The organism is Kutzneria sp. NPDC051319 (genome assembly GCF_040682195.1).
Taxonomy (GTDB): domain Bacteria; phylum Actinomycetota; class Actinomycetes; order Mycobacteriales; family Pseudonocardiaceae; genus Kutzneria.
Genome location: NZ_JBFBAM010000002.1, coordinates 192,566 through 218,833 on the forward strand (window position 1 = coordinate 192,566; position 26,268 = coordinate 218,833).

Annotated in this window: 28 protein-coding genes and 4 tRNA genes; 11 read left to right on the top strand and 21 right to left on the bottom strand. The window is 69.3% G+C overall.

Annotated elements, in window-relative coordinates:
• Window positions 1-255 precede the first annotated feature (255 nt).
• The 9 genes from AB0M73_RS02900 to AB0M73_RS02940 form a co-directional block, all read right to left on the bottom strand.
• Window positions 256-1,620 (bottom strand): HAMP domain-containing sensor histidine kinase, encoded by a 1,365-nt coding sequence (locus tag AB0M73_RS02900; protein ID WP_363886043.1) that lies wholly within the window; start codon window positions 1,618-1,620, stop codon window positions 256-258.
• Window positions 1,617-2,288, bottom strand: coding sequence for a response regulator transcription factor (locus tag AB0M73_RS02905; RefSeq protein WP_363886045.1), 672 nt, complete (start codon window positions 2,286-2,288; stop codon window positions 1,617-1,619). The genes AB0M73_RS02900 and AB0M73_RS02905 overlap by 4 nt, the downstream gene beginning before the upstream one ends.
• A gap of 175 nt (window positions 2,289-2,463) precedes the next feature.
• Window positions 2,464-3,474 (bottom strand): sugar phosphate isomerase/epimerase family protein, encoded by a 1,011-nt coding sequence (locus AB0M73_RS02910; RefSeq protein ID WP_363886047.1) that lies wholly within the window; start codon window positions 3,472-3,474, stop codon window positions 2,464-2,466.
• Window positions 3,475-3,510: 36 nt separating this feature from the next.
• Complete coding sequence (locus AB0M73_RS02915; protein WP_363886050.1) at window positions 3,511-4,533, bottom strand: helix-turn-helix domain-containing protein; 1,023 nt, start codon at window positions 4,531-4,533, stop codon at window positions 3,511-3,513.
• Window positions 4,530-5,708 (bottom strand): enolase C-terminal domain-like protein, encoded by a 1,179-nt coding sequence (locus AB0M73_RS02920; protein ID WP_363886052.1) that lies wholly within the window; start codon window positions 5,706-5,708, stop codon window positions 4,530-4,532. Before AB0M73_RS02920 ends, AB0M73_RS02915 begins: the two co-directional genes overlap by 4 nt.
• Window positions 5,705-6,757 carry a LacI family DNA-binding transcriptional regulator gene (locus tag AB0M73_RS02925; protein ID WP_363886054.1) on the bottom strand — a complete coding sequence of 351 codons (1,053 nt, stop codon included), beginning with the start codon at window positions 6,755-6,757 and terminating at the stop codon, window positions 5,705-5,707. Before AB0M73_RS02925 ends, AB0M73_RS02920 begins: the two co-directional genes overlap by 4 nt.
• Window positions 6,754-7,518, bottom strand: a complete 765-nt coding sequence (locus tag AB0M73_RS02930; protein WP_363886056.1) for an ABC transporter ATP-binding protein — start codon at window positions 7,516-7,518, stop codon at window positions 6,754-6,756. The genes AB0M73_RS02925 and AB0M73_RS02930 overlap by 4 nt, the downstream gene beginning before the upstream one ends.
• Window positions 7,515-8,513, bottom strand: coding sequence for an ABC transporter substrate-binding protein (locus tag AB0M73_RS02935; RefSeq protein WP_363886058.1), 999 nt, complete (start codon window positions 8,511-8,513; stop codon window positions 7,515-7,517). The genes AB0M73_RS02930 and AB0M73_RS02935 overlap by 4 nt, the downstream gene beginning before the upstream one ends.
• 35 nt (window positions 8,514-8,548) lie before the next feature.
• Window positions 8,549-9,361: an ABC transporter permease gene (locus tag AB0M73_RS02940; RefSeq protein ID WP_363886061.1), complete on the bottom strand. Its 813-nt coding sequence runs from the start codon at window positions 9,359-9,361 to the stop codon at window positions 8,549-8,551.
• 201 nt (window positions 9,362-9,562) lie between these two features.
• On the opposite strand from AB0M73_RS02940, the gene AB0M73_RS02945 reads away from it, so the two are divergent.
• Both AB0M73_RS02945 and AB0M73_RS02950 read left to right on the top strand, forming a co-directional pair.
• Window positions 9,563-10,414 carry a DUF1996 domain-containing protein gene (locus tag AB0M73_RS02945; RefSeq protein WP_363886063.1) on the top strand — a complete coding sequence of 284 codons (852 nt, stop codon included), beginning with the start codon at window positions 9,563-9,565 and terminating at the stop codon, window positions 10,412-10,414.
• A gap of 188 nt (window positions 10,415-10,602) precedes the next feature.
• Window positions 10,603-11,091, top strand: coding sequence for a hypothetical protein (locus AB0M73_RS02950; protein ID WP_363886065.1), 489 nt, complete (start codon window positions 10,603-10,605; stop codon window positions 11,089-11,091).
• Window positions 11,092-11,226: 135 nt separating this feature from the next.
• Here the strand turns inward: AB0M73_RS02950 and AB0M73_RS02955 are convergent, their stop codons facing one another.
• A complete protein-coding gene (locus tag AB0M73_RS02955) occupies window positions 11,227-13,110 on the bottom strand; it encodes a glycosyl hydrolase family 8 (RefSeq protein ID WP_363886067.1) in 1,884 nt (627 codons plus the stop codon).
• A 309-nt stretch (window positions 13,111-13,419) separates the two neighbouring features.
• Here AB0M73_RS02955 and AB0M73_RS02960 point away from each other — a divergent pair, with 309 nt between their 5' ends.
• On the top strand, window positions 13,420-13,911 hold the full coding sequence (locus AB0M73_RS02960) for a hypothetical protein (protein WP_363886070.1): 492 nt from the start codon (window positions 13,420-13,422) through the stop codon (window positions 13,909-13,911).
• On the opposite strand, the gene AB0M73_RS02965 is transcribed toward AB0M73_RS02960, so the two are convergent.
• Both AB0M73_RS02965 and AB0M73_RS02970 read right to left on the bottom strand, forming a co-directional pair.
• Entirely contained in the window at window positions 13,874-13,978 is a 105-nt protein-coding gene (locus tag AB0M73_RS02965) for a hypothetical protein (protein ID WP_363886295.1), read from the bottom strand. The genes AB0M73_RS02960 and AB0M73_RS02965 overlap by 38 nt on opposite strands.
• Window positions 13,979-14,069: 91 nt before the next feature.
• A complete protein-coding gene (locus AB0M73_RS02970; RefSeq protein WP_363886072.1) occupies window positions 14,070-14,465 on the bottom strand; it encodes an MmcQ/YjbR family DNA-binding protein in 396 nt (131 codons plus the stop codon).
• Window positions 14,466-14,681: 216 nt separating this feature from the next.
• Here AB0M73_RS02970 and AB0M73_RS02975 point away from each other — a divergent pair, with 216 nt between their 5' ends.
• On the top strand, window positions 14,682-15,509 hold the full coding sequence (locus AB0M73_RS02975; protein ID WP_363886074.1) for an AraC family transcriptional regulator: 828 nt from the start codon (window positions 14,682-14,684) through the stop codon (window positions 15,507-15,509).
• 87 nt (window positions 15,510-15,596) lie between these two features.
• Here AB0M73_RS02975 and AB0M73_RS02980 read toward each other — a convergent pair whose 3' ends face one another.
• Both AB0M73_RS02980 and AB0M73_RS02985 read right to left on the bottom strand, forming a co-directional pair.
• Window positions 15,597-16,619, bottom strand: coding sequence for a zinc-binding dehydrogenase (locus AB0M73_RS02980; RefSeq protein ID WP_363886077.1), 1,023 nt, complete (start codon window positions 16,617-16,619; stop codon window positions 15,597-15,599).
• A gap of 119 nt (window positions 16,620-16,738) precedes the next feature.
• Window positions 16,739-18,175, bottom strand: coding sequence for a carboxylesterase family protein (locus AB0M73_RS02985; protein ID WP_363886080.1), 1,437 nt, complete (start codon window positions 18,173-18,175; stop codon window positions 16,739-16,741).
• A gap of 661 nt (window positions 18,176-18,836) precedes the next feature.
• Between AB0M73_RS02985 and AB0M73_RS02990 the strand changes: the two genes are divergently transcribed.
• Window positions 18,837-19,103: a hypothetical protein gene (locus AB0M73_RS02990; protein WP_363886083.1), complete on the top strand. Its 267-nt coding sequence runs from the start codon at window positions 18,837-18,839 to the stop codon at window positions 19,101-19,103.
• 161 nt (window positions 19,104-19,264) lie between these two features.
• Window positions 19,265-19,714 (top strand): integrase core domain-containing protein, encoded by a 450-nt coding sequence (locus tag AB0M73_RS02995; RefSeq protein WP_363886297.1) that lies wholly within the window; start codon window positions 19,265-19,267, stop codon window positions 19,712-19,714.
• Window position 19,715: 1 nt separating this feature from the next.
• On the opposite strand, the gene AB0M73_RS03000 is transcribed toward AB0M73_RS02995, so the two are convergent.
• The 4 genes from AB0M73_RS03000 to AB0M73_RS03015 all read right to left on the bottom strand — a co-directional run bounded on the left by AB0M73_RS03000 (window position 19,716) and on the right by AB0M73_RS03015 (window position 20,584).
• Window positions 19,716-19,790 (bottom strand) — tRNA-Val (locus tag AB0M73_RS03000).
• A 1-nt stretch (window position 19,791) separates the two neighbouring features.
• Window positions 19,792-19,863 (bottom strand) — tRNA-Cys (locus AB0M73_RS03005).
• 59 nt (window positions 19,864-19,922) lie between these two features.
• Window positions 19,923-19,995, bottom strand: a tRNA-Gly gene (locus tag AB0M73_RS03010).
• 163 nt (window positions 19,996-20,158) lie between these two features.
• On the bottom strand, window positions 20,159-20,584 hold the full coding sequence (locus tag AB0M73_RS03015; protein ID WP_043716771.1) for an SsgA family sporulation/cell division regulator: 426 nt from the start codon (window positions 20,582-20,584) through the stop codon (window positions 20,159-20,161).
• Window positions 20,585-20,827: 243 nt separating this feature from the next.
• Here AB0M73_RS03015 and AB0M73_RS03020 point away from each other — a divergent pair, with 243 nt between their 5' ends.
• From AB0M73_RS03020 to AB0M73_RS03035, 4 genes are all read left to right on the top strand, one after another.
• Window positions 20,828-21,460: a sigma-70 family RNA polymerase sigma factor gene (locus AB0M73_RS03020; RefSeq protein ID WP_363886087.1), complete on the top strand. Its 633-nt coding sequence runs from the start codon at window positions 20,828-20,830 to the stop codon at window positions 21,458-21,460.
• Entirely contained in the window at window positions 21,457-22,248 is a 792-nt protein-coding gene (locus AB0M73_RS03025; protein ID WP_363886088.1) for an anti-sigma factor, read from the top strand. Before AB0M73_RS03020 ends, AB0M73_RS03025 begins: the two co-directional genes overlap by 4 nt.
• 14 nt (window positions 22,249-22,262) lie before the next feature.
• Window positions 22,263-22,610, top strand: a complete 348-nt coding sequence (locus AB0M73_RS03030; protein WP_363886300.1) for a TIGR02611 family protein — start codon at window positions 22,263-22,265, stop codon at window positions 22,608-22,610.
• Window positions 22,611-22,659: 49 nt separating this feature from the next.
• A tRNA-Val gene (locus AB0M73_RS03035) sits at window positions 22,660-22,731 on the top strand.
• Window positions 22,732-22,925: 194 nt separating this feature from the next.
• Here the strand turns inward: AB0M73_RS03035 and AB0M73_RS03040 are convergent.
• Together AB0M73_RS03040 and AB0M73_RS03045 are read right to left on the bottom strand one after the other, a co-directional pair.
• Window positions 22,926-23,225, bottom strand: a complete 300-nt coding sequence (locus tag AB0M73_RS03040; RefSeq protein ID WP_363886090.1) for an integrase core domain-containing protein — start codon at window positions 23,223-23,225, stop codon at window positions 22,926-22,928.
• Between the two features lie 833 nt (window positions 23,226-24,058).
• A complete protein-coding gene (locus AB0M73_RS03045; RefSeq protein WP_363886093.1) occupies window positions 24,059-24,376 on the bottom strand; it encodes a metalloregulator ArsR/SmtB family transcription factor in 318 nt (105 codons plus the stop codon).
• A 209-nt stretch (window positions 24,377-24,585) separates the two neighbouring features.
• On the opposite strand from AB0M73_RS03045, the gene AB0M73_RS03050 reads away from it, so the two are divergent.
• Window positions 24,586-25,923: an NAD(P)-binding domain-containing protein gene (locus AB0M73_RS03050; RefSeq protein ID WP_363886096.1), complete on the top strand. Its 1,338-nt coding sequence runs from the start codon at window positions 24,586-24,588 to the stop codon at window positions 25,921-25,923.
• Here AB0M73_RS03050 and AB0M73_RS03055 read toward each other — a convergent pair.
• On the bottom strand, window positions 25,916-26,263 hold the full coding sequence (locus AB0M73_RS03055; RefSeq protein WP_363886098.1) for a metalloregulator ArsR/SmtB family transcription factor: 348 nt from the start codon (window positions 26,261-26,263) through the stop codon (window positions 25,916-25,918). The genes AB0M73_RS03050 and AB0M73_RS03055 overlap by 8 nt on opposite strands.
• Window positions 26,264-26,268 lie beyond the last annotated feature (5 nt).

A 26,268-nucleotide genomic window follows, 5' to 3' on the forward strand; every position in this document is an offset into this window, starting at 1 on the left:
TGGCCTCGGTCCGCCGCCTACCGTGTGGGAAATGCTCAAGCGGCCGGTGTCGATTCAGCTCCGAGCCGGACGACCGTCGCGTGGGCCGGGTTCCTGCGCTCCCAGGCCGAGGCGGTCCTGGCGATGGACTTCATCGAGACCGTCACGCTGACCGGCGCACGCCAGTACATCCTCGCCACTGTCCAACACGCCGGCAGACGCGTGCGCGTTCTTGGCACAACCGCGCGCCCGACACATGCCTGGGTGACGCGCCCGTCAACCGCCCGGCGCGTTGGTGTGAAGGGGAATTCGGACCCGGACGACGGCGCCTCCGGTCGGCCGGTTCTCCGCGCTCGCGGTCCCGCCGTGAGCCTCGGCGATGGCCCTCACCACGGCCAGGCCCAAGCCAGTTCCGCCGTTTCCGTTGTCCGCGCGGCGGAAGCGGTCGAACGCGTGTTCCGCGAACCCGACGGGGAATCCGGGTCCGTCGTCGATGGCCTCGAGCACCAGATCCGAGCCGTCCTCGTACGCCGCCAGTAGGACCTGTGAACCGGCAGGCGCATGGCGGAGAGCGTTGCTCAGCAGGTTGTCCAGCACCTGTCGGAGCCGACCACCGTGACAGGCCGCCGTCAGGCCGGTCCGCGCCTGTGCCCGCAGTTCGACGCCGGCGGCTTCGGCGGCCGGCGCGGCGGCCCGGATCGTGGCCTCCAACATCGGCCGGATCGGTTGCCGCGGCATGCGTTCGAGGGGCACGGCGTCGTCAGCCGCGGCCAACACCAGCATGTCGTCAACGATGCGCGCCAGCCGAATGACCTCCGCCTCGCCCAGCCGCACGGCCTCGACGACGTCGTCAAGGCCGCGACCGGGCATCCCGGCCAGCTCCAGCGTGGTCCGCAGGTTCGCGAGCGGCGTTCGGACCTCGTGCGAGGCGTCGGCGACGAACTGCCGCTGCCGGGCCAACCCGCCCGCGATTCTGGCGAGCAGGTCGTTCATCGTCACGGCCAGCGTCGCCAACTCGTCCCGGGTGGCCGGCACGTGCACCGATCCCGAGGGATCGGTCTCCGAGATCGTGGCGACATCCCGCCGCAGCCGCTCCACCGGCCGCAAGGAGGCGCCGGCCAGCAACCACGCCCCGACGCTGCCGATGACGACGGCGAGCCCGGCCGCGATCACCAGTGTCCGGGTCACCGCCGCGGACAGCTCGTTCTGCCTCTGCAGCGGCGTCGCCGTGATGACAACCCAGGTGCCGGCCGGCGTCGGCGCGGGCGCGGCGTAGAGGCGGTAGTCGGGGCCGGCGCCCACCGTGAAGAAGCCAGCGGTCCTACTGGCGGAGGCCAGTGCGCCGTCGTCCAGCAGGCGGCTTTCCGGCAGGTCGGGCGAGGACCTGGCGACCTGCCCGTCCGGGCCGATCAGCTCGACCAGGCCGTCGGCTCCGGTGGGCGTCCTGGCATGCACGCTGTCGGCGCCGTCCCGGCCGACCTGCGCGGCCAACCGGACGGTGCGTGACCGCAGATGCTCGTCCCGGTTGTTCGCAAGTCCACTTTGGACGCTGCCCCAGAACAGCAGGGCGCCGACTGCCGTGACGACCGTGGACATCACCACCCAGGTGACGGTCAGCCGCAGCCGGATCGGCCAGTTCACGACGCCAGGTCCCGGAACCGGTAGCCGACGCCGCGGACGGTCTCGATCTGGTCCTGTCCCACCTTGTGTCGCAGGTACCGCACGTACTGGTCGACCACGTTGGACCGGACCGGATAGCGGAATCCCCAGACGTGGTCCAGGATCCGCGACCGGCTCAGCACCCGGCCCGGATTGCGCATCAACAGCTCCAGCAGCACGAACTCGGTGGTCGACAGGTCGATCTCGGCAGCTTCGGCCCACACCCGCCGGCACAGCGGGTCCAGTCGCAGCGGACCGGCCTCCAGCGGCGCGGCGACGTCGTCGCGCGTGCCGCCCCGGCGGATCAGCGCGCGGACCCGGGCGCACAGCTCGGCGAAGCTGAACGGCTTGCACAGGTAGTCGTCGGCGCCGACGTCCAGGCCCTTGATGCGGTCGCGCACCGCGTCGCGGCCGGTGAGCATCAGCACCGGCACCTGCCTCCCGGACCGGCGCAGCCTGGCGCAGACCTCGAAGCCGTCCAGATCGGGCAGCACCACGTCGAGCACCAGGGCGTCGTACTCGCAGGCGGTCGCCGCCGCCAGCGCGTCGGCGCCGGTGTCCACGACGTCGACGGCGTAGCCCTCCTCACGGAACCCCTTGCCGAGCAGCTTCGCCATGGCGTCGGAATCCTCGACTATCAGCAGCCGCACGATGTCACCGACCCTTTCCCCAGCGAAGAACAGATGTACGAGCCACACCCCGCCCGGTCAAGGAAAAACGTGCAACATCCCCTGAAGATCTGCTGTGTTCACATCGGCGAACAACTGCTTCGATCCAGATGGGTGGGGTGGACGCCGAAAGCCGCCGATCGACGCCCACCCCGGTTCAGTGCTGGACCTTGGTCTGGTCCAGCGCGGCCCGCACCTGCTTGAGGAAGGCGCTGATCTCGGCGAACGGCGGTGTCTTCTGTTGTTTCGGATTGTCCGGATCGGTCTTGGCCCACAACCGTTCCAGCGGGATGTCGCCCTGGTAACCACTTGCCCTGAGCTCGGTGAAAAGCTTTCCAAAGTCCATCATCGGCGCCGAGCTGTCCTCACCGGCGGGCTTCAGCTTGGTGTAGATGCTGCCCGAGTACGGGAGGACGGCCCCGATGTCGGTGTACCAGTCGTAGTTCGCGCCGGTGGTGGCCTGGAACGGGCGGAAATAGCCGGTGTCGTCGATGAGCACCAGGTTCGGATTGTTCACCCACTTGTCGATCTGGATCGTCTGGGCGGCCGTGGCAGTCATATCCCCGTGGTTCTGCAGCCCGATCTTGACGCCCTTGCTCGCGCCGTACGCGGCCACCTGTTGCAGCGCCGGCACCATGCGGCTCTGCGCGACGCCGGCCCAGCCGAGCTTGCCGATGTCGGCGGGCACCGAACCGGAGAAAACACGCAGGATCGGCGCACCCATCGCGGCGGCCACGTCGATCCAGAACTCGGTGCGCTTGACGTCGAGGGCGGCCCGTGCGGGGTCGGCGAAGTCGTTGAACACACCGGTGCCGCTGACGGCGATGCCCAACTGCTTGGTCAGCGCCTTGATCTGCGCCGCGTACTGCATGATCTGAGTGGTCGGCACGGTGGGCATCGTGTCGTTGTCATAGCCGGGCAGGTAGTACGCGGTGACGTCGACGGCGTCGAAGCCGGCCGACTTGGCCCACTTGATCGCGGAGACGGTGTCGATCGGGGGCGCGCCCTTGCGGCCCTTGATCGAGGCGTTCAGGTTCACGTTGAAGCTGTAGAGTTCCAGGCTGACCTTGTAGTCGCCGGAGTAGTACTGCGGGCCGGGGCGCCCGGCCGCCGGCAGCAGCACCGACACCAGTAGCGGCACGAGCGCTGCGATCGTTCTGATTCTCACGTCACTCCTTCTCCTTCTCGGGGGATCGGCGGCGGTTCACGCGACTCTGGGGCCACGCAGCGGTGTCGTAGCGGTCCAGTCGGCCACAAGCGAGCTCACCGACTGTCCGGGGCGCTCGGCCAGCCGTGCCGCGGCCTCGCGCAGCGGTAGCGGGATTCGGTCGCAGAGGTCCACCAGCCGTCGAACAGCGGTGGGCTCGGCCTCGATCCGGGACCTGCCGACGACGCGGGCGAGCAGTTCCACGGCGCCGTCGGTGGTCAGGCCGGTCAGCCGCAGGGCCGGCACGCCGTCCCGGACGACCAGGTCGTCGACCCGGTCCCGGCTGGTGGCGACGAGCAGGCAGCCGGCGTCGCCGGGCAGCAGCGGGCGCAGTTGTGTCCCGGACGCGACGTCGTCGACCAGCATGAGCATTCGTCGGCCGGCCAGCAGCGTCCGACAGCGTGCGGTGCGTTCCTCGACGGTCGGCGGCATTCTGGCCTCGTCCGGGTCGAGCGCGCGGAGCCACGCGGCCAGCGCGTCGCCGGGATGCACCGGGTCAGGGCCGGATCCGCGCATGTCGGCGTACAACTGACCGTCGGGGAAGGAGTGGGCGACGGCGTGCGACCAGACCAGCGCGAGCGTGGTCTTGCCGGCGCCGTCCGGACCGGTGATCAGTGTCCGCCCGCCGGCGGCGTGCTCGGCCAGCCAGGCCAGCTCGGCGGACCGGCCGGCGAACCCTGACGGCGCCGGTGGCAGGTGCGCCGGGGAGCCGTACCGGTGCCGGCACACGGGGGCGAGGCCGAGCGCGAGCCGGGCGGCGTCCGGCATGTCGAGTCCGTCGGCGATGCGTTCGAGCACCTCGATCCCGGCCACCCTCCGATCGCCGCGCTGGATGCGGCTGACCTCGCTCTGGTTCAGGCCGGTCGCCGCCGCGATGCGCGCCTGGCTCGCGCCCGCGTGCCTCCTGGCCAGCACGAACAGCTGCCCGATGCGTCGATCGCGCAGCACGGCGACGGTGTCCTGGCTCGACCAGACCGCGTCCGGCAACCGGACCGGTTGGAAGGCGCTGTGACCGATCACCTGGCGTCCCGCCGTTCGAGCACGTCGACAGCGAGCTTGCGCACGACCGACTCGTCCACCTCGACGCCGAGGCCCGGCCGGGTGGGCACCTCGGCGTAGCCGTCCCGAACGGTGACGGTGGTGCGGGTGGCGTAGACGGAGTCGACGAACTGCCGCCCGTTGAGGTCGACCGCCGTGTCGATGCCGTACGCGGCGAACAGGTGCAACGACGCGGCCAGTCCGATGTCGGAGTCGGTCAGGCCCGAACCCATCAGACGCACGCCGCTGTCCTCGGCCAGCGAGCAGAGCCGCCGGGACAGCGTCAGACCGCCGGTGCGCTGCACCTTGGCGATCGCCACATCGACGGCGCCGAGCCGGACGAAGGTCGCCAGGTCACTGGGATGGCGCAGGCTCTCATCCAGCGCCACCGGCACCGGTGACGCGTCTCGAAGCCGGCGTAGGCCGACGATGTCGTTCGCGGGCAACGGCTGTTCGAAGGCGAGCACGTCCAGTTCGGACAGTGCGGCGGCCATCCGCAGTGCGCCGTCGACGTGGTAGGCCTGGTTGGCGTCCACCCACAGCGCGGCGTCGCCCGCGGCGGCGCGGACCGCGTTCACGACGGCGATGTCCTCACGTTCGGTCCGCGCGCCGATCTTGACCTTGAACGCCCGATGCCCCCGTTCACGGCCCTCCGCGACGCACTCGGCGACAGCGGCGGGACCCTGGCCGGACACGATCCACGCCAGCGAGATCGTCGACCGCCGGCGCCGGCCCCACAGCACGCCGACCGGCACGCCCAGCGCCTGCCCGAGCAGGTCGTGGAGCGCGACGTCCACCGCGCACTTGGCCAGCGGCGCGCCGATGCTGAATCCGCGGTTGATCGCCCGGTCGAATGCCGTGGTCACGCCGTCCAGGTCCCAGCACGGTTTGCCGAGCACCGCCGGCGCCAGGTAGCGGTCGATGGTGGTGACGATCGACTCGGCGGTCTCGTACGTCCAGGCCGGCGCCGGTGTCGCCTCGCCCCAGCCGCTCACGCCGTCGGCGCTGACCTTGACCAGGATGCGGATGCTGGGCCGGCCGGCCACCGCGATGGCGCCGCCGGCCACGCCGAAGGACCGCAGCGTGGGCAGCGCGACGGCGAAGACCTCCACCCTGTCGATCATGAGCCCGGTGACCATGTCGGCCGATGCGATCACGTGTCTGCCCTCCTGCCCGACGGAGCTGCTGTGCTCGACCGCACGACGACGGCGCTTGCGGCTCGGTAGACCCGCCTGCGCGGTCCGGGACTCGCGGTCAGTGCCAGCTCCATCGCGCGCTCGCCGATCCGCAGCAGCGGCAGGGCGACTGTGGTCAGCGCGGGCGTCAGGTCGCGCACGATCGGGATGTCGTCGAACCCCGCGACCGACACCTCGCCCGGCACCGCGATGCCGTGCTCGCGCAGCGCCGCGAGCGCGCCGATCGCCATCACGTCGGTGACGGCGAACACGCAGGTCGCCTTGAGGCCGCGGGAGATCAGCTCCCGCATCGCCGAGTGGCCGCCGTCCCGGGTGAACGGGCCGTGCACGATATCCACGTCGGCCAGCGCCACTCCCGCCGAGGCCAGGCCGTTGCGGAAGCCCGTGAGTCGGTCCGCGACCGTGGTCAGCACCGGCGGCCCGGACAGCACGCCGAACCGGCGGTGGCCCATCGAGACCAGCGCGCGGGCCAGCGCCGCCGCGCCGGACCGGTTGGCCGGCAGCACGCAGTCCACCGGCAGGCTGGGGTGCCGGCTGACGGCCGCGACCCGGCCACCACCGGCGAGGTAGGGCTCCAGCTCGGCGGCCATCCCGCGTTCCCAGTCCCGGTCCTGGAAGCCGGATCCGATCAGCAGGATGGCGCGGGCCCGCTGCGCGCGCAGCATCGACACGTAGGCGATCTCCCGCTCGGCGTCCCGGAAGGTGCTCGCCAGCATGACCAGCAGCCGGTTGTCGCCGGCCACCTGCATCACGCCCCGCACTATTGCGGCGAAATACGGGTCGCTGACGTCGTGGCAGACCACTCCGACGGTGTGGCTCGCCCCGCCGGCCAAGGCCTGGGCGTGTGCGTTGGGTGTGTACGCCAGTTTGGCGGCGGCGGCCTCGACCCGGTCGCGCAGCTGCGGCCGGACGTAGCGGGGGCCGCCGCTGAGCACGCGGGACGCGGTGGCGACCGACACCTCGGCGGCCCGCGCGATCTCCTCCAACGTCACATGGCTGCCGCCGCTCATTCGGGGGCCACGCGGGCGCCGAGCAGATCCCTGATGCGGCCGGTGACCTTGGCGAACCGAGGCTCCGACATGGTCGCCGCGTACTGGCGCACCGCCGGCAGACCGACGTCGATCAGTTCGGCGACGGTCCCCGGGCGCGGTGTCATGACGACGACCCGGTCGGCCAGGTAGGCGGCCTCGGCGATGGAGTGCGTCACCAGCAGCACGGTCGTGTCGGTCTCCTGCCAGATCCGCCGCAGCTCGACGTTCATCTGTTCCCGCGTCAGCGCGTCGAGCGCGCCGAAAGGCTCGTCCATCAGCAGCACCGGCGGCCGGTGCAGCAGCGCCCGGCACAGTGCGACCCGCTGCTGCATGCCGCCGGACAGCTCGTGTGGATAGGCGTTCTCGAAACCGCTCAGGCCGGTCATCTCGATCAGCTCGTCGGCCCGGCGGCGCGCGTCGGCGGCCGGCAATCGCCGCATTTCCGCCTGCAGCAGGATGTTGCGCCGGACCGACCGCCACTCCAGCAGCGCCGCCCGCTGGAACACGTAGCCGATGTCCGCGCTCGGCCCGTCCACCGTCCGCCCCTTGAGCCGCACGGCGCCCGCCGACGGATGGAGCAGCCCGGACACCAGCTTGAGCACGGTCGACTTGCCACAGCCGGACGGGCCGACGATGGCGGCGAACTCGCCCGCTTCGATCCGCAGCGAGACCTCGTGCAGCGCCGACACCAAGGTCGTTCGAGTGTGGAAACGCACGGTGACACGATCCAGCTCGATCACGGCCGCCCTCCGTCCCAGTAGGCCGACGGCGCCCGCGCGACCTTGATCAGACCGGCGGTAGCGAGCACGGAAATCGTTGCGCGCCAATCGGATTCGTCATCCACGCCCGGCGGAAGGTCCTTCGTCGCAGCGGTGTGCAGCAGGGTCAGCGTCGCCGCGAACTGCTGAGCCAGCACGGCAGCGGACGGCAGCTGGGCCGAGGCGCCGCGCATGGCCGCGACCGCCGCGTCCGGATCCTTCGCGGCCTGCTGCCACGCTTGGCTGGTGGCCTCGGCCATTCGGCTCACGAGGTCCTTCTTCGCGGTGAGGTTGCCGGTCGCGGTGATGAGCCCGTCGCTGAAGAAGTTCAGGCCATGGTCGGCGAACCGCATCGCGGTGACCGGCCGGCCGGCCTTCTCCTGGACCGTGGGGCCCTGGTCGGTCGCGTTGCCCAGCAGCGCGTCCGTCCGGCCCGAGATGACCGCGGCGATCTTGCCGGCGGCGTCGGTGTTCTGCAGCTGGACGTCGTCGGGGCTGAGCCCGTTGGCCTTGAGCCAGATCGGGAACGTACGGCTGAGCGCGTCGCCGGCCGTGCTGGCCACCGTCCGGCCCTTCAGGTCGGCCGGCGTCCTGATTCCCTTGTCGCCGAAGAACTGCACGGAAGCCGGCGTGGTCTGCAGGTACACGCCGGTGCTCACCACGTGCATACCCTGGTCGACCGCCGACAGCAGCGCGGGGGTGTCGGCCCAGCCGAAGTCGGCCTGGCCGGCGGCCGTCGCCTGCACGGTGCGGCCCGATCCCTGCCCGGGCTGGATCGTCAGGTCGATGCCGTACTTCGCGAACACGCCCTGCTGCTTGCCATAGTAGAAGGGGGCGTGTTCCCCGTACGGATACCAGTTCAACAGCAGCGTGACCTTGTCACCGGCCGCGGCGCCGCCGGCCCCTGGCGCGCAGCCGGCCGTGACCGCGGCCAGCACCGCGATTAGTCCGAAGAGGACAGATCTGGGTGGCTTCATCGTTGACGCCCCTCTGGTCGCGGCTCGGGAGTTTGTCACGGCAGAGCTGTCACCGGGCCGGCTCGGCGGCTGGCATGCCAGGGCAGCAGGATGTGCTCCAGCAGTTCCACCCCGGCGAACAGGGCCACCCCGAGCAGCGACATGACAAGTAGGCCCGCGAACAGCGTCGGCGTGTCCACGTTGCCGTTGGCCTGGAGGATCACGTTGCCCAGGCCGGTGTTCGCGCCGACGAACTCGCCGACGACGGCGCCGGTGACGGCCATCGTCGCCGCCACCTTGAGCCCGGAGAACAGGTGCGGCAGCGACGCGGGGAAGCGGATCCGGCGGAAGGTGCGCGCCGGCCCGGCGCCCATCGTCGCCGACAGCTCCAGCATCTCCGGGTCCACCGACCGCAGGCCGGTGACCATCGAGATCACCACCGGGAAGAAGGCCATCAGCACCGCGACGACGATCTTCGGCGCGAGACCGAAACCCAGCCACACCACGAACAGCGGCGCCACCGCGATCTTGGGGATCACCTGCGCGAACAGCAACAGCGGGTACAGCGTCCGCTCGACGGTGGGGGACTGCACCATCACCGCCGCCGCCAGCACGCCGATCGCCGTGGCCAGCACGAAACCGAGCAGCGTCTCCCAGCCGGTGACCATGGTGTTCTCCCAGTAGTAACCGGGATTGTCCACAATGGAGTCAATGGTGGCCGACGGCGACGGCACCAGATAGGCCGGCACCAAGCCGATGGCGGTGACGGCCCACCAGAGCATCACGACACCGGCGAGCAACGACGCCGGCCGCCACGCCCGTTGTAGCACGTCGGTGGTCGCGAGCCCCTGCGAGGAAGGGGAATCCATCGCGACCGCTCCGCTCCGCTCGACCATGGCCCTCCGTTCGGTAAGCGTTTTCCTCCGCTCGTCAGCCTAGGGCCGCCCGATGTGACCGCGGTGTGGATCCGATGTGAATCCTCACATCGGATGTGGGGATTCACATCGCGGTCACACCGGTGGCACATGATCACCGCCTTACCGTGGTCGGCGATCCCCTGGGAGGAAACAATGACCAAACGAATCAGGCTCCGGCGCGCCCTGGCGCCGGCCGCGGCGATCGCGGTCGCCGCGGCCGCGACCGTCTTCGGCCTGCAGAGCGCGTCGGCTGTCGGCGGCGGTCAGTTCACCGGCAAGTTCGAAAACCTGTGCAGCTACACGCACACCAACGCCGACGACGCCATCCTGTTCCCGAACCAGCCCGGCGCGTCGCCGCACATGCACGACTACGTGTCCAATCCGGGGGCGAATGCCAACTCGACGGCGCAGAGCCTGCGCGCGGGCAGCACCAACTGCGTCAACAACCTGGACTTCGCCTCGTACTGGGCGCCGACGCTCTACAACGGCGCCACACCGGTGCACACGGCGAGCGACACGATCTACTACCTGACCAACGGCAAGAAGAACGTCAAGCCCTATCCCTTCGGCTTCAAGGAGATCGCCGGCAACGCGAAGGCGATGAACGCCTCGCAGGCCAGGGACATCCTGTGGGGCTGCTCGACGACCGCGCCCACCCTGATGGCCGCGCCCAACTGCGCGGCCGGCGAGCAGCTGCACGTGCGGGTGGACTTCGCGGACTGCTGGGACGGTGTGCACCTGGACAGCCCCGATCACGTCAGTCATGTCGCCTACAGCACCAACGGCGTCTGCCCGAGCGGGTTCCCGGTGCCGATCCCGATGCTGAGCATCCTGTTCAAGTACCCGACGAACAACGGCTCCGCGCTCAAGACCTCGGCCGGCATGGGCACCTACAGCATGCACGCCGACTTCTTCAACGCGTGGGACGTCAATGAGCTGCAACACCTGGTCACGATGTGTCTGGACGCCGGCAAGGACTGCGGCCGACCGACCGGAGTGCAGTGACCGCTGTCCGCATGAAACGGGGGACGTGCCCACCGGCACGTCCCCCGTTCCCTGTCGTTGGCGCACTGTCTCGTCACGGCCGCGTCAGGTGATCTCGGGGCGTCGTCTCGAGACTCGCGGCACATGACATCCAGTCATGACAAGGAGATGTCGCGGACGGCCGTGTCAGCCGACCAGAATCGAACGCTATGGACGCACATCGGCTTCGGCCTGCTCTTCTCGCGGCGACGCTGCTGCTGGCCGGCTGCTCCGCGAGAACCGAGGTTCCGTCGCAGGCCACGCGAATGGTCTGCGAGCAGGAGGCGCAGAACGACATCGCGATCAGAATCGGGGTCACCGTGAACCAGCCGGTGGCGCCGCTGTGGGCCGACGACACCTACAGCTGTCGTTACTCGTATCCGTCGGGATCGTTTGTGCTGTCGGTCAAGGAGTTCCCGGACGTCGCGGCGGCGGCGGCCTATCTCGACTCGGCGCGGGACCCGCACACGGCCGTCAGCGGGCTTGGCGACGCGGCGTTCACGGTGCCCGGCGCGTCCGTTTTCGTCCGGAAGGACACGAAGGTGCTGCACGTCGATGCCGGCGCGCTGCCCGATCCCTTCGGCCGGCCGCCGGTGTCCCGGGCCGAGGTCGCCCGCGCAATCGCCACAGTGATCATGGGTTGCTGGAGTGGGGATTGACCGTCGAGCAACCGCCTGCGCGAGGGGAGACAACCGGGCGGCAAGGGGTCACGCGGCCACAGTAGTCACCACCCTGGGAGTGTGTGTCCGGGCCGGCCCGCTCGGAACGCGGGCCGGCCCGGGAGCGGTCGGGGATCAGCTGGTGTGAAGGGTGACGTTGGTCGGCGCGACGTACTGCTTGCCCTTGGTGTACGTGCCTTTGAACGTGACGACGAGAGTGCCGCCGGCCACGATGGTCGCGTCCGCCGCGGTGTTGGTCAGGGTCCAGTGGTTCCCACTGGAGGTGAGCACGGCGTTGGTCGCGCTCGTGACGGTCATCCGGCCGCTGAGGTCGAACTGCACGTTCCAGCCGTGCACGTCGACGCCGGAGCTGTTGGTGATGACGGCCTGGTCGGTGTAGTTGCCGGTGCCGGTGTCGGCGGCCTTGCTGACGGTCACAGAGGTGCCACCGGCGCCGCCGCCGGTGGCGCCGGTGACCGGGCCGCTGTGCGGCGATTCGGTGCCGGCGGCGTCGACTGCCGTGACGGTGTACGTGTGGCTGGTGCCGGCGGCCAGCCCGCTGATCGTGGCCGTCGTCCCGGTCGAGGTGGCCACCACCGCGGAGCCCTCGTAGATCTTGTAGGACACTGCCGGATCGGTGTTGTTCTGTTCGGTCCAGGACAGGCCGATGCTTGAGTTCGTGGCGCCGGTCACCGACAGGGCGGCCGGTGCGGCCGGCCCGGAGCCGCCGCTGGGCGGTCCCATGGGAGACCAGTAGTCGCCGGCCATGACGATGTAGACGAGCATCTTGATGGTCTCGCCGTAGTACGGGTCACCGAAGGGGTTGGTGGCCAGTTCGTTCCAGATGGCGTCGGTCCACGCCTGGTCGCCCGAAGCCATGGCGGCCGGGCCGATCGAGTCGCCGGCCTCTTCGGCCTCGGTGTCGGCATGGCCCGCCCCGTCGGTGGGGTGCGGTGTGCAGTCGAGGTTGGTGTGCGGGTAGACCTTGGTCGGCACGCCGCCGGACTGCGCCTTGAGGCAGGCCGATTCCTTGGCGCCCAAGGACAGTTCCACGGCAGCCGCGCTGCCGTTGAGCAGCGCGTCGGTGCCGAGATGCCATGGCACGCGGATGGAGTTGTAGCCGACGATGTTGTCGGGCTGGTTCTCCCGGTACCTAGCCGGCGCGGGAGACGGGCTGCTGGTGTCCGCGCCGAGCACGAAGTCGGACAGCAGTCCGGTTGTGGGGGAGTACTTCGCGGAGAACGCGGTGTCCACGGCCTCGGTCCGGGTGATGACCTTGTTCCAGTCGTGTGCCTTGTCGTACGCGGCGAAGGCGCGCAGATGGTCGTACATGTGGTCGGAGGGCCGGGTGACGTTGTTGTCGCCGTCGTCCTCACTCTTGAGGTGCCCGTCCGAAGCGACGTCGGCGGCGTAGAACCTGGCCAGCCAGTCCGTCGCGGCGGCGGTGTAGCCGCCCCACTGCTTGTCGGCCAGCAGCAGGCCGTAGCCGATGTCGAGGTCGCCGTCGGTCGCGCCGTCGGGGGTGCCCGAGTCGGCGTACTTGCAGGTCTTTCCGTCGAGCTGCCACTGCATCATGCCCTGGCCGTCGCGGTGGGTGCTGACAAGGTTCCAGAGCCCGTCGAACTCGGCCTTCGCGTTGACGTCGTAGCCGGCCATCAGCGGCACGATGTTCATGCCGTAGCCCTGGCTTTCCGAGACGGGGCCGTTGTTCGGCGCGTCGTCGTCACCCTTGGTCGAGACGTAGTACTGACCCGTCCCGCACCCGGCGACAAGGTAGGTGGCCTTCCAGGAGTCGTACTGCCGTTGCACCGCGGTGTCGCGGGCGGCCTGGCTGACCGAGGGCAGCACGCCGGTCGCGTAGGTGACGTGAGCGGGGAAGGGATGGTTGACCGTCTCGAATGGACTCTGGTTGGCGGCGGCCGCGACACCGGGCAGCCCGGCGGACACCGTCCCGGTCACCGCGATCAGTGCCAGCGCCACACCGCCGGCCCGTTCGGTCCTTCTGCAGCGTTGTGTCATGATCCGCTCTCTTCGTATGGAAACCTTCCTTACGATTGGCGCATCGTATCGACGGCGTGCGCCTTCGCGTGCGGACCGTATGAAGAATGTGGACATTCGCATCGCTGTCACATGGTCCTCACATCACACCCGCCGCGCCGAAGATGTGACCCCGGTGTGAAAGCGTTGCGAACCCCCACATCTTGGGCTCGACACCACCGTCGTGTGCGAACCTCGGCACGTGGCCCATGCCACCTCCGCCGCAGAGCTCGGTCCAGTCCGTCACATCCTGGAGGCAGCATGCGCAGAGGAATCATGGTGTCCCCGGCCGTGATCCTGCTGGCGATGGCCGGACACACCGCCAGCAGCGCCGCCACGGCCGGGCCGTCGGCTCCGGCGCCTCGGCTCGCCGCCGAGGCGGTGCACGGCCGGTCCACCCTCGGCGCCACCGGCTGGAAAGTGCTCAGCAGTGCGACCGCCGGCCAGAGTGGCCAGATCTCGACGCCCGGCTTCAACACTTCCAGTTGGCTGTCGGTCACCCCGGACGATGCCGGCGCTCCCGGCACCGAGATCACTGCGCTGCTGCAGAACGGCAAGTGCCCCAACGTTTTCTACGCCGACAACATGAAGACCTGCTTCGGTGTCCAGAAGAAGACAGGGCCAGAAACGGTCCCGCAGTTCATGGTTCCGTGGTGGTACCGCACCGACTTCGCACCCGATCTGCAGTCCGGCCAGACCGCGAGCCTGGTCGTCAACGGGATCGTCGGCCAGGCCGACGTCTGGGTCAACGGCAAGGAGGTCGCCACTCAGGTTCGCACTTGACCGTGATGATCTGGTCGTCCGGGTCGTCGGTGACGATCAAGAACACCTTGCCCGCCACCTTGTACACGTCCAGGTGCTCGGTGAACGGGTAGCCGTGGTCCGTCCCGGGCAGCGCGAAGGCCGTGGCGCGCGGTGTCCTGGTGCGGTCACCGCAGCGCTCACCTGGCCGCCCGCGTGCCGCTGCCGTAGGTGTGCGGATCAACGGGCTGCTCGGCCTTGGGCAGGTGAGAGACCACGAGCAAGTAGGAGTCGGTGACGAGTTCCTGGACCAGCGTCGTGTCGACGCCTTCCCCGCCCTCCAGCGTGATCCAGTGCTTCTTGTTCATGTGGTAACCGGGGGTGATGTGGCGGTTCTGCTCCCGCAGGGCGAGGGCCTCGCCGGGGTCCGCCTTGAGGATCACGACGGGACGCCCCGGGACCTCGGTCATCAGCATGAACACCTTGCCGCGCACCTTGAAGACCTCCCAGTCGGGGCCGAAGGGATGCTCCAGCCGGGCTCCGGGGAGTTCCTCCGCGCAGTCGGCGGCGGTCTTGTGCAGAGTCGATCCGTTCATGGTGGTGGGCCTTCTCGGGTGGTGACGGGCTGTGACAGCGAAGACGCGACACGCGGGTTGTGGCGGCACGTCCCAATCCTTTCCGCGAAACCGACCAAGACGGCAGTAGGCTGCGGACACGTGATGGTCCACAAGCGACACTCCAGGTCGAGCGAACCGGCTGCGGTCCCGGTGTACGGGTTCCGGCCCCCGGTCGGCACTCCGTACGGCCTTGAGGTGATCACCGTCGAGGATTTCTTCGCCCAGCACGACGACTGGCCGTGGAATCCGCCCCGTCCCGGCCGCGCCACCTTCCACTACCTGATCCTGGTCACCGAGGGTGAGCTGCGGCACGACGTCGACCACGTCACGCGAACCATCGCGCCCGGCCAGTGGCTGTGGGTGCGTCCCGGACACGCGCAGTGCTGGCATCCGCTCGGCACCGCCCGCGGCCCGTTCATCCTGTTCGAGCCGGACGTGCTGACGCCCGCCACCGCCCGCCTCCTGGCCCCGCTCACCGCGCACGGGGCGCCCGCCGTGTTGAGCCCGCACCCTGACGACGTCGTCTGGCTCAAGCAGACGGCGTTGCAGCTCCTGGATGAACACCGGGCGCTCGGGCGCCGGCCTCTCGATGTCCACCACGCCCTGCGCCGCAGTCTGCTCGAATCGCTGCTGCTGCGCCTGGCCAATTCCGCCGGCATCGCTGCCGCCGACGCGACGGCCGGCGCGAGCCGTAGTGACACGTACCGACGGTTCCTGGACGCCCTGGAGCTGCACTTCCGCGAACTGCATCGGGCAGTGGACTACGCAGAACTGCTTGGCTGCTCGGTCCGCACCCTCAGCCGCGCTGCCCAGGACGCGACCGGTAACGGGGTGCGTGAGCTGATCAACGAGCGGCGGCTGATCGAAGCCCGGCGCCTGCTGGGAGGTGCCCGGTGGGATGCCCGGACTGTGGCCGCTCACCTCGGCTTCACCGATCCCGCGAACTTCGGCCGCTTCTTCCGCGACCGCACCGGTTCCACTCCGGCCGCGTTCGCAGCTCGCGAAGCGAGAACCGACGCGTGACGGAAACACGGCGGAGGCCCATTGCCCGTCAGGAGGCGATGACTCCCGTCGCGGTCTGCGTGAACGCCCAGTGGGAGTGCACGTTTCTCAGTCGCCCAGGACGACGACGTGCTTGCCCGGCGTGGTGCCGGACTCAAGGTCGGCCTGGGCGTCACGGATCTGTTCCAGGCCGTGGTAGACCTTCGCGACCGGGACTGTGAGGCGCCCTGCGGCGATGGCCTGGAGTTGGTGGGCGAAGACGTCGGCCGGGAGGTCGGCGGCCTGGCCACCGTAGGAGGTCAGCCGTACCCCGTTGGGGATCATGAACGGGGTGAAGTCGGGGATCGTCCACTGGCCCGCCAGGGCTCCGGTGAAGCAGACGGTGCCGTGCCGGCGGACGGTGCGGAGGGTGTCGGCGAGGACCGAGCAGCCCACCAGTTCCAGTACGGCGTCGACACCGTCCGGCACCAGCTCGCGCGCCTGGTCGGCGATGGTGCCGTTGTCGACGAGGGGATGGTCGACGCCCGCGGCCCGCAGTTCACCGGCCCGTTCCGGGCTGCGGGTGGTGGACAGCACGGTGGCTCCGAGGTCCTTGGCGATCGTGGCCGCGCTCAGCCCGACCGTGGAGGTGCCGCCGCGGATCAGCAGGGTCTGTCCCGCCTGCAAGCCGAGGCCGGTGGCGAGAGAGCCGTAGGCGGTCTGGAACATCTCCGGAAGCGCACCGACGACCTCCCACGGCAGGCCGGTCTCGAACGGGATGACCTGTTCCGCGGGGGCGGTCACATACTGGGCGTACGCGCCGTCGTACGAGCGGCCCATACCGCCCATCATCGTGGCCACCTGCTGTCCCGGCCGCAGTCCGCTGTCCTCGTCGGCCTCATCGACCACGCCGACGCCCTCGATGCCGGGCACGCGCGGGTAGGTGACGTCCGAGCTTGACTCACCTTTGCGGGTGGTGACCTCGGACTCGTTGACGCCGAAGGCTTTCACCTTGATCCGCACCCAGCCGGGCTTGCGTGCGGGCACCGGCACGTCCTTGATCTCCAGTGCGTCGAGGCCGCCGGGCTGAGTGACGACGACGGCCCGCATCGTCGCTGGTGCGGTGTCGTCGGCTGCTGTCGGTTGGTTCATGCCGAGTTCCTTGCTCTGTTCGTCCCCCGGATGTGAAGGTGGAGCCGGGGCTCTAGGACGAGGTGATCGGCCAGTGGTGGCCCTGCGCCGTTCAGCATCTTGGTATCGCCCGGTGGCCGTCAGGGGCGGTCGATGTTCTCCCAGAGGTCGAGGGCCGCCTGGTAGTGGGCGCCGGCCTCGAAGGGCGGGTTGCCGACGCTTTCCGAGGCGGGCACGTCCGTGACGGCGGGCCACAGACGGGTCTGCTCGCCGGTGGCGAAGTCGAGCACGATGTCGCGGATACGCGTGTCACGCTCGGCTTGTTCGACGCTGCGGCCCGGCTGTTCCTGGCCTACCAGCGCGTACATCTCGGTGCCGTGCACGGCGGGCGCGTCCTCGGCGGGCCCGATCAGGAGGAGCTGTGCGTTGCCGCCTGCGGCGGCGTGGGCCAGTGCACCGCGGGCGGCGGGGAGCGCGAAGAGGTAGTCCGCCATGACCGCGGCGCGGACCTCGGCTGGGGTGCGGCCGTCCTGGTCGTAGGCATCGACGATCTTCTTCGCGCGGGAGCGGGAGATGCGCCACCCCGCGACTTCGTCGGTGACGCGGTCGAGCGTGTGCGGGTCGAACCGGTCGAGGTCGTTCGCCACCCACCAGCCCATGTCGTCGCTGGCCATACTCAGGAGCACGTCGATCTCCCGGTGCGAACCCGAGGCCAGGACGTCCATGGGGTGGGCGTGCACCACCGAGCCGGGCTGTCCGGCGTCCAGGACGACGCCAGTGGCCTGATTGTCCACCCCGCCGCGGACTCCGAGGTCCGTCGGACAGACTTTGCGCAGGGCGGCCACCAGACAGGCCGCGTCGAGGTCGATCAGCTTGTCGGGGTTGTCCGCGACGCCGAGTTCGGTGACGAACCGGTGCGCGAGCTCCTCCGCCCACCAGGCCGGGACGATACGAGCGGGCCCGCCGGAGAATCCCGCCAGCCGGCGGTACAGGCCGTCCGCAGAGGAGGCGCCGAGCAGTCCGAAGGTCGAATAGGCGCCGGCGCTGTGGCCGAAGACGGTGACGTTGTCGGGGTCGCCGCCGAAGTGGGTGATGTGCTGCTTGATCCAGGTGAGCGCGGCGATGATGTCTTGCAGGCCGAGGTTGCTGGCCTCGGCGAGCCGCCCGCCGTACTGCGAGAGCGAGAGCGCACCCAGTGCGCCGAGCCGGTAGTTGACCGACACGCCCACAACGCGCCCCGACGCGGCGAGACCGGCGGCGTTCGAGGTGGTCTGCGTGTTCGCGCCGTACTCGAATCCGCCGCCGTGGACGTACACGGCCACCGGTAGCGCCTTCCCGGCCTGCTGCGCGGGAGCCCACACGTTCAGATTCAGACAGTCCTCGCCGGTCCCGCTGTCAGCTTCGAGCCAGTCGCCGCTGTCGGGCTGGACAGGGGCGACACCCTTACGGTCGTAGGGACGGTCCGGATCGAAGTCCGCAAGCACGGGGCGGCGGTAACGCTCGGCGGTGGCGAACGGGATTCCCCACCAGGACCGCACGCCTGGTGCAGTCGGGGCCGTGCGTGCGGCGGCGGTCATGGCGTGTCCTTCCGGCGCGGTTCGGGTGTTCGCGCGGTCTGGGCGGCTGGTTGCTTGCGGCGACGCTCTCCAATCATTTCCCGGGATCCACCACATCGCCCGGCGGTAGCGGTCACCTGATGGTCACCAGGTGACACTTCTCTGCTCCTCTTCTCGTAGCCCAAGCCGCCACGGGCAGGTTGGCCGACCTGAGGTCCCGCCGTTACTAGGCCCAGTGGGCGCTGGCCGGGGGGACGCCAGCCGAGCAGGCAGCCCACGGCCCATCGGCGAAGAGGGTGCGTTATGGCCGCTGCCGTCGAGGTTGATCAGCAGGGGCGGCGAACGGCATGAGGCCCGGGTTTAGGCAGCCGGACCGAAACCGACCATGGTCAGGACGGGTGCGTGGGCCGTCTCCTCTCGATAGTCCCAAGTGGAGCCAGAGGCCGCTGTGGTGGGTATGACAGTTTCGGTTAAGCTGCTGCCGGCTGCGGCTCCGAGAGGTGTTGTTGGGCGTGAGAACCGGGAAGCCATAGTTGGCGAAAGCCCGCAGCCGCAGGAAGATCGTGTCGGCCAGCTCGCCGGTGATGCCGTTGCGGGCCATCCTGTGGGGCTCGGTAAGTCATCGCTGCAGGTCACAGCGGGTTCACGACCCCTTCCGTCGGCAGCTGGAATGCTGCCCCGCATGATCGTGTCGCTGCTGTACCGAGCAACTGGCGCGCTGCTATCCGTGCCCGCGGTTCTACTGCGCCGGGACACCGCCAAGGACGCCGAACTGCTCGTGCTACGGCACGAGAACGCGGTGCTGCGACGACAGGTCAAAGGGCGGACCGCAGACTTCTTCCATGTGGACACGATCACCGGCAGACGGCTGTGCGCACTGGCGTTCCTCGAGCACCGAACACGCAAGCTCCACATCACCGGCCCCACCGCGCACCCCACAACGCAATGATCACCCAGCAGGCTCGCAACGTGGCCAACGACCTGGGCAGCCGCGTCGAGCCCCTCCGCTTGCTCCTCCGCGACCGCGACTGCAGGTACACCGCCTCCTTCGACGCTGTCTTCGCAGCCGAGGAGATGAAGGTGCTGCTCAGTGCGCCTCAGGCGCCTCGCATGAATGCCCACTGCGAGCGGGTGATCGGCACCGTCCGCCGGGAGGTCCTCGACCACGTACTGATCATGAACGAGGCCCACGCCAGGCAGGTCCTCGCCGAGTACCAAGATCACTACAACAGGCATCGGCCACACCGGTCTCAAAACCAGCGACCAGCCGACGCCCAAGAGCAATCTCCTGCCGTAGCCGGTTTCAAGGCCCCCCAAGCTCCTACGGACGCGGGTCCTCGGGGGAGTCATCAACGAGTACCGCTACGTATGCTGAGCTGCAGCGACGAGTTTTCGAGCCCCACAGGTTCCCGCACCTGGAGCCGGCGCTGGTTGCCGCCGCCGAGCAGGCCAGGAAGCCCGCAGCAAACCGTCACGCCAAATCTACGCCAAATGATCTTGTCCGGGCACGAAAAACGGCCGACGAAGATCGTCGGCCGTAGTTCTCACCAGCATGTATAACTGGTGGGCGATACTGGGATTGAACCAGTGACCCCTACCGTGTCAAGGTAGTGCTCTCCCACTGAGCTAATCGCCCGAGGCGGAGACGGGAATCGAACCCGTGTACAGGGCTTTGCAGGCCCTTGCCTAAGCCACTCGGCCACTCCGCCGTTTTCCTGGATGGTACAGCCCAGGAACTTCGACCCGAATGACGAGGGGCCGTTACCCGAGCGGACGACGAGACTCGAACTCGCGACCCTCACCTTGGCAAGGTGATGCGCTACCAACTGCGCTACGTCCGCATGCGACTTCAGGAGTGGATCTCCGTAAGTGAACCCTCTGGTTCATCTTGCGGTTGGGATCCGTTCTCCGTGGTGCTGGTGAAACCTTATCCGATGGCCCCGCTCTGGATCAAATCGGGGGTCGAACGACGGCATACTCACAGGTCAGATGGGGTATGACGGGTCAGCTCATGTCGTTGGAGATCAGGTGCGTGAGCGCCTGGTCGACGTTGACCCAGAGGTGCTCGTTGCCGGGCACGACCACGTCGTAGGTTCTGTCCAGAAAATCGGCGAGCTCCTCGGAGGCGGCCTCGAAGGTGGCGTGCCCGGAGGGCGAGTTGAGCTCGATCACGACGACCTCGGGGTCGTCGGTGGCGGGCTTGATGCGGACATCGCCGTCGCCGGCCTCGGCGATCAGCCCGTCCGCGAGCAGGTCACGGGCGTACACCCACTCCACCCAGCCGGCGCGCCCGGTCCGGAAGGCGGCCACCACGGCATAGGGGTCACGGGTGTCGTAGCGGAGCTCCACCTGCACCGGCACCGCGGGTGTGCGCGGGGCGAGGAGGTCAAACACCGCCGTAGAGCGGAGCGTCACGTGGTCGTTGCGCATCGTCGTTACCCTTCTGCTCCCTTCCCGGCCAGCAAACGACCGAGCTCCTCAGTTGTGACGCCGAAGTGAGGAACACCGCTCGCGGAGACGACCTACTTCACCCGTCCGGGCCAGACATGTGTCGCTGGGCGACCGGTCGAACACTCTCCGTGAACCCTTCCGTTCGGCGACCCCCATCTTGCTGGGTTTAACCTGAACCCGGTACCGCATGTTGCGCGAATGTTGGACGTGAGGATTTCCGTGGTGGCTGACGCGCCCGTCCCACCGGCCAGGTCCACCGCGACCGACGCCGACCTGGTTCGCCGCGTCACGGGTGGAGACCAGGCGGCCTTCGCCGAGCTGTACGACCGGTACTGCCGGCAGGCCTACTCCCTGGCCCGACGGGTGTGCGTGGACCCGGAATTCGCCGAGGACGTCGTGCAGGAGGCCTTCCTGGCCGTCTGGCGCACCCCGGGACGGTACGACCCGGAGCGCGGCGGCTTCGCCTCCTGGCTGCTCACCCTGGTGCACCACCGCGCCGTCGACGCCGTGCGGCGGGAGGCCGTGCAGCGCAGGCGCAACGTCTCCGGTGCCGACGACGAGGTCGCCGAACGGCTCGTGCCGCCAGGCCCCGGCGCCGACCACCAGGCCCTGATCGGCGTCGTCGGCGGGCAGGTCCGGGAGGCCCTCGGGCGGCTGCCCGACGAGCAGCGCGAGGTCATCGCGCTCGCCTACTTCGGCGGCTACACCCAGTGCGAGGTGTCCGCGCTGACCGGACTGCCGCTCGGCACCGTCAAGTCGCGCACCTTCGCCGGATTTAGACGGTTGCGGGGGCTGCTGTCGTCGCTGCTCAGCGACGGCGACGGGACCGGCATGCGAACGGGGGTGCAGCGGTGAACGCCGCTGGACAGGACGGGCGCTGCCCGAACGAGGAACTCGCTGTCGGCTGGGCGCTGCGCGCACTGGAGCCCGACGACGAGCACGCGCTGCGGGCCCACCTGCCCGGCTGCCCACTCTGTCGGGAGACCGTGCGGTCCACCGAGCAGGTCACCGCACTGCTGGGCGGCTCCGTGCCCCAGGAGGACCCGCCCGCGCGGCTGCGGCAGAAGGTCCTCGGCGCCGCCGCCGGCACGCCCCAGGAGGCCTACGAGCCGCTGCCGTTCCGCCTCGGCTCCTCGCTCGCCGAGGCCCCCGCGGGGCCCGCCGAGATCACCCAGCGCCCCCAGTCCCGCCGAACCGCCCAGCTGGCCGCCGCCGCGGTCATCCTCGTGCTCGCCGTCGCCGTCGGCGCGCTCGGCTGGCAGGTGAGCCGCCTCGGCGGGCAGCAGCAGGCCCAGACGCAGCTGCTGACCGTGCTCAGCGATCCCGCCATGCACCGGACCGTGCTGCGGGAGACCGACGGGCAGGAGGCTGCCGTGCTGCTGTCCAGCCCCACCTCCGCCGCCGTCATGCCGCTCGGGCTGCACGCCAACAACGCCTCCGACCAGACCTACGTCGTGTGGGGCATGTCCACCGGCACCCCCATCGCGCTGAGCTCCTTCGACGTCAACGGCGCCGCCGCCCAACTGCTGGCCTGGAACACCGCCGCCGCCCAGCACCAGAAGTTCGCCATCTCCCTCGAACCCGGCCGGGCCCTGCCCGCCAAACCCACCGACGTCATCGCCAGTGGCGAGGTGACCAGCTGAGCCCGCTCCGCACCATCCGCCGCGTCGGCATCGCCATCGCCGGCTTCGCCGTGCTCGCCCTCGGCATCGTGCTCATCCCCTACCCCGGCCCGGGCTGGCTCGTCGTCTTCGCCGGCCTCGCCATCCTCGCCACCGAATTCGCCTGGGCCGGCCGCGTCCTCAAATACGCCCGCGCCCGCTACGACCAGTGGACCGCCTGGCTGCGCCGCCAGCCCCTCCCCCTGCGCCTGCTCATCCTCGCCGCCACCGGACTCGCCATCCTCGCCACCCTCTGGCTGCTCGGCGTGTTCTCCCTGGTAGCCAGCTGGTTCGGCCTCCACAACCCCCTGCTGGACCCCCCGTTTTCGCGTCTGCCGGGGTGATGTTGTAAGGTACTGACATCACCGCGAGAGCGGAGATCACAACTCCAGAGGGCGATTAGCTCAGGGGGAGAGCGCTTCGTTCACACCGAAGAGGTCACTGGTTCGATCCCAGTATCGCCCACATTGTGTTTTGCCTGGTCAGATGGCCTGTCGATGATCTTCGTCGGCAGGCTTTTTCTGATTTTTGGGAGCAATTTGGGAGCACGGTCTCCCGACCACAATCCCCGCTCCGAAGAGGTCATGCCGCTTCTGGCTCCACAGCGGGGCTTTCCCGCCAGGTCCACCCTGTGGGGCTCGAAAACTCGTCGCTGCAGCTCAGCATGCGTAGCGGTACTCGTTGATGACTCCCCCGAGAACCCGCGTCCGCAGGAGCTTGGGGGCCTTGAAACCGGCTACGGCAGGAGATTGCTCTTGGGCGTCGGGTGGTCGCTGGCCTTGGGATCGGTGTGGTCGATGCCTGTTGTAGTGATCCTGGTACTCGGCGAGGACCTGCCCGGCGTGGGCCTCGTTCATGATCAGAACGTGGTCGAGGACCTCCCGACGGACGGTGCCGGTCACCCTCTCGCAGTGGGCGTTCATGCGCGGCGCCTGAGGCGTGCTGAGCAGCACCTTCATCTCGTCGGCTGCGAAGACAGCGTCGAAGGAGGCGGTGTACCTGCAGTCGCGGTCGCGGAGGACGAAGCGCAGGGACCCGACGCGGCTGCCCAGGCCGCCGGCCAGGTTGCGAGCCTGCTGGATCGCCCATTGCGCGGTCGGGTGCGGGGTGACGCCGCAGCGTCCCCGGGGTGATCGGGAAGACAGTGCTCCAGCTGTGGCGCGGCAACAATGACGATGGCGCGGCCAACCAGAAACGGTCTATGGGCTCAGAGCGGATTCGGCCATTGATCTGTCGACGCAGCACCATGTTCTCGTGCCGCAGCACGAGCAGTTCAGCGTCTTTGGCAGGGACCCGGCGCGGCAATACGGCCGGCACGGACAGCAGCGCACGCGTTGCTCGGCACAGCAGCGAGACGATCATCCGGGCAGCATCCCAGCTACTGTCCGATGGGCTCTGCGCCCAGCTGCCACCTGAAGCGATGACTTCACGAGTCCCACAGGCTTCGGCATCACCTGCTGAGCGGCGGTCCGGCCAGGATCCGGCCTGGTTGCGGCTCGTTGTCCTGATCATCAGCGACCGCGCGCGGTTCAGGCGATTCGCGGGGGTGCCGGTGATCGTCATCGGCGCCGTGGTGCTGGCTGGCTGGATATGGGGAGGGGGCACCTCCGGGCTCGCCGCTGCGGCCGTTGGTGTCGGCAAATGGCTTCGCGCCACGGGTAGGCGCTGAAGACGGGCTTTTCGCTGTGATGCGCCCCGGCGCGGGGGCGCACCACAGGAGCGGCTGGAACGACGTGGCCCCGTCCGGCGGCGGAGGTTGGCCGGATGGCCGTCCTGAGGCGGTCGAACTCGTTCAGGAGCAGCTGACGGCGGTTGGGACGCCGGGCACGGCGAGGATGGCGGACAGCCGGCCGAGGTTCTCGGCACGGGGGCGGTAGTAGACCCAGGTGCCGCGGCGGTCGGACTCGACCAGACCGGCTTCGCGGAGCACCTTCAAGTGGTACGAGATCGTGGGCGCGGACAGCTCGAACGAGCTCGACAGGTCGCACACGCAGCACTCGTCCTGGGACGACGCGATCAGGGACAAGATGCGCAGCCGGACCGGGTCGCCGAGCGCCTTGAACATCTTGGCCATGTCGACCGAGTGCTCGGGCAGCAGGGGAGCGGTCATGACCGGAGCGCAGCACGGCTCGGCTGTGTGCTCGTCAACCACGGTCGCCTTGGCCATGTCCCTAGTTTGACATTCATCGAATCGGTGGGCAAGCCGTGGCCGGCGGTTGTCCCGCGGCTTGTGCGACGGCCGGTGGCCCTGGTGGCGACGATCGATGTGAGTCGATACAGTCGTCGGTAGATCGACTGGCATCGATATGGGAGTGGCGGATGACGGACGACTTGCCCGTGGTGGTGATCGGTGCGGGCCCTGTCGGCCTCGCGGCGGCGGCGCATCTGGTCGATCGTGAGCTCCCGGTCGTGGTGCTGGAGGCGGGCGGGCGCGCGGGCACCGCCGTCGCGCAGTGGAACCATGTGCGGCTCTTCTCCGCGTGGTCCGAGTTGGTCGACCCCATTGCGGAGAAGCTGCTCGACAACACCGGTTGGGTGCGCCCCGAGTCGAGCAGTTATCCGTCGGGTGCCGAGTGGGCGGACGACTATCTGGCCCCACTGGCTGCGGCGTTGGGGGATCGGGTTCGTTACGGCGTGCGTGTCACCGGCGTCGCCCGACGAGGTCGCGACCGCGTCGTCGATGCCGGGCGTGACACCGAACCGCTGACCGTCCATGTGATGACGGCGGCGGGGGAGATGCGGTTGCAGGCACGGGCGGTCATCGACGCGTCCGGCACGTGGACGTCGCCGAACCCTCTCGGCGGTGACGGCCTGCCGGCCGTGGGTGAGCTCGCAGCCGCGAGCCGGATCGCCTATCGGGTGCCGGACCTGGCCGACCCGGACGTGCGGGCCGGCTACGCCGGCCGGCGAGTGGCGGTCGCGGGCAGTGGTCATTCCGCCTTGACGGCGATCGTCGCGCTGGCCGAGGTCGCCGAGCAGCATCCGGGCACCGAGATTCTGTGGCTGCTACGTCGCGGCGCGGTCGGTGCGGTGTTCGGTGGGGGCGACGCGGACCAGCTTCCGGCCCGCGGCGCGTTGGGCCAGCGGGCGAAGGCCGCCGCCGAAGCCGGTCATGTCCGAACCGTCACCGGGTTCCGCACCTCGGACGTGACGCCGACGGCCGACGGCCGGCTGGTGCTCGAATCCTTCGACGGCCACCGGCTGGAGCCGGTCGACGAGGTCGTGGTGCTCACCGGGTTCCGTCCCGACCTGTCGGCGCTTTCGGAGATCAGGCTCGATCTGGATCCCGTTCTCCAAGCTCCTCGCAAGCTCGCGCCGCTGATCGATCCGAACGTGCACTCGTGCGGCACGGTGTACCCGCATGGCGTCGCCGAACTCGCCCAGCCCGAGCCGAATCTCTACCTCGTCGGCATGAAGAGCTACGGTCGGGCGCCAACCTTTCTGGCGATGACCGGCTACGAACAGGTCCGCAGCGTCGTGGCGGAGTTGGCCGGCGACCATGAGGCCGCCGCACGTGTCGAGCTCACACTGCCGGAGACCGGGGTCTGCGGTGGCGCGGGCGTGTTCGACGAACCTGCCGGACAGACGGCGAGCGGCTGTTGTGCGCCGGCCGGTCCGCAACTTCTGCAACTCGGACTGTCAAGTCCGATCAGGTGAACAGTTCACGAAGCGTGAGCCAACGCTCAGGCACGAGCCGGAAGTAGGCCCAGTATCCGCGGCGCTCGCGGGTGAGCACACCCGCGTCCGTCAACACCTTGAGGTGATGACTGACCGTGGGCTGGCTCAACCCCAACGGATCGATGAGGTCGCACACGCAGGCCTCACCGTCGGGCGCGGCGTGGATGATGCTGAGCAGTTGCAGTCGCGCCGGGTCGGCCACGGCCTTGAGCAGCTTGGCCAGGCGCTCGGCTTCGGGACGATCCAGCGGCTCTGCGCCGAGTCGCACACAATCGTCCACGGCCGGCGCCGAGGCCAGGCTGCCGTTCGTCCGCTTCATACGTC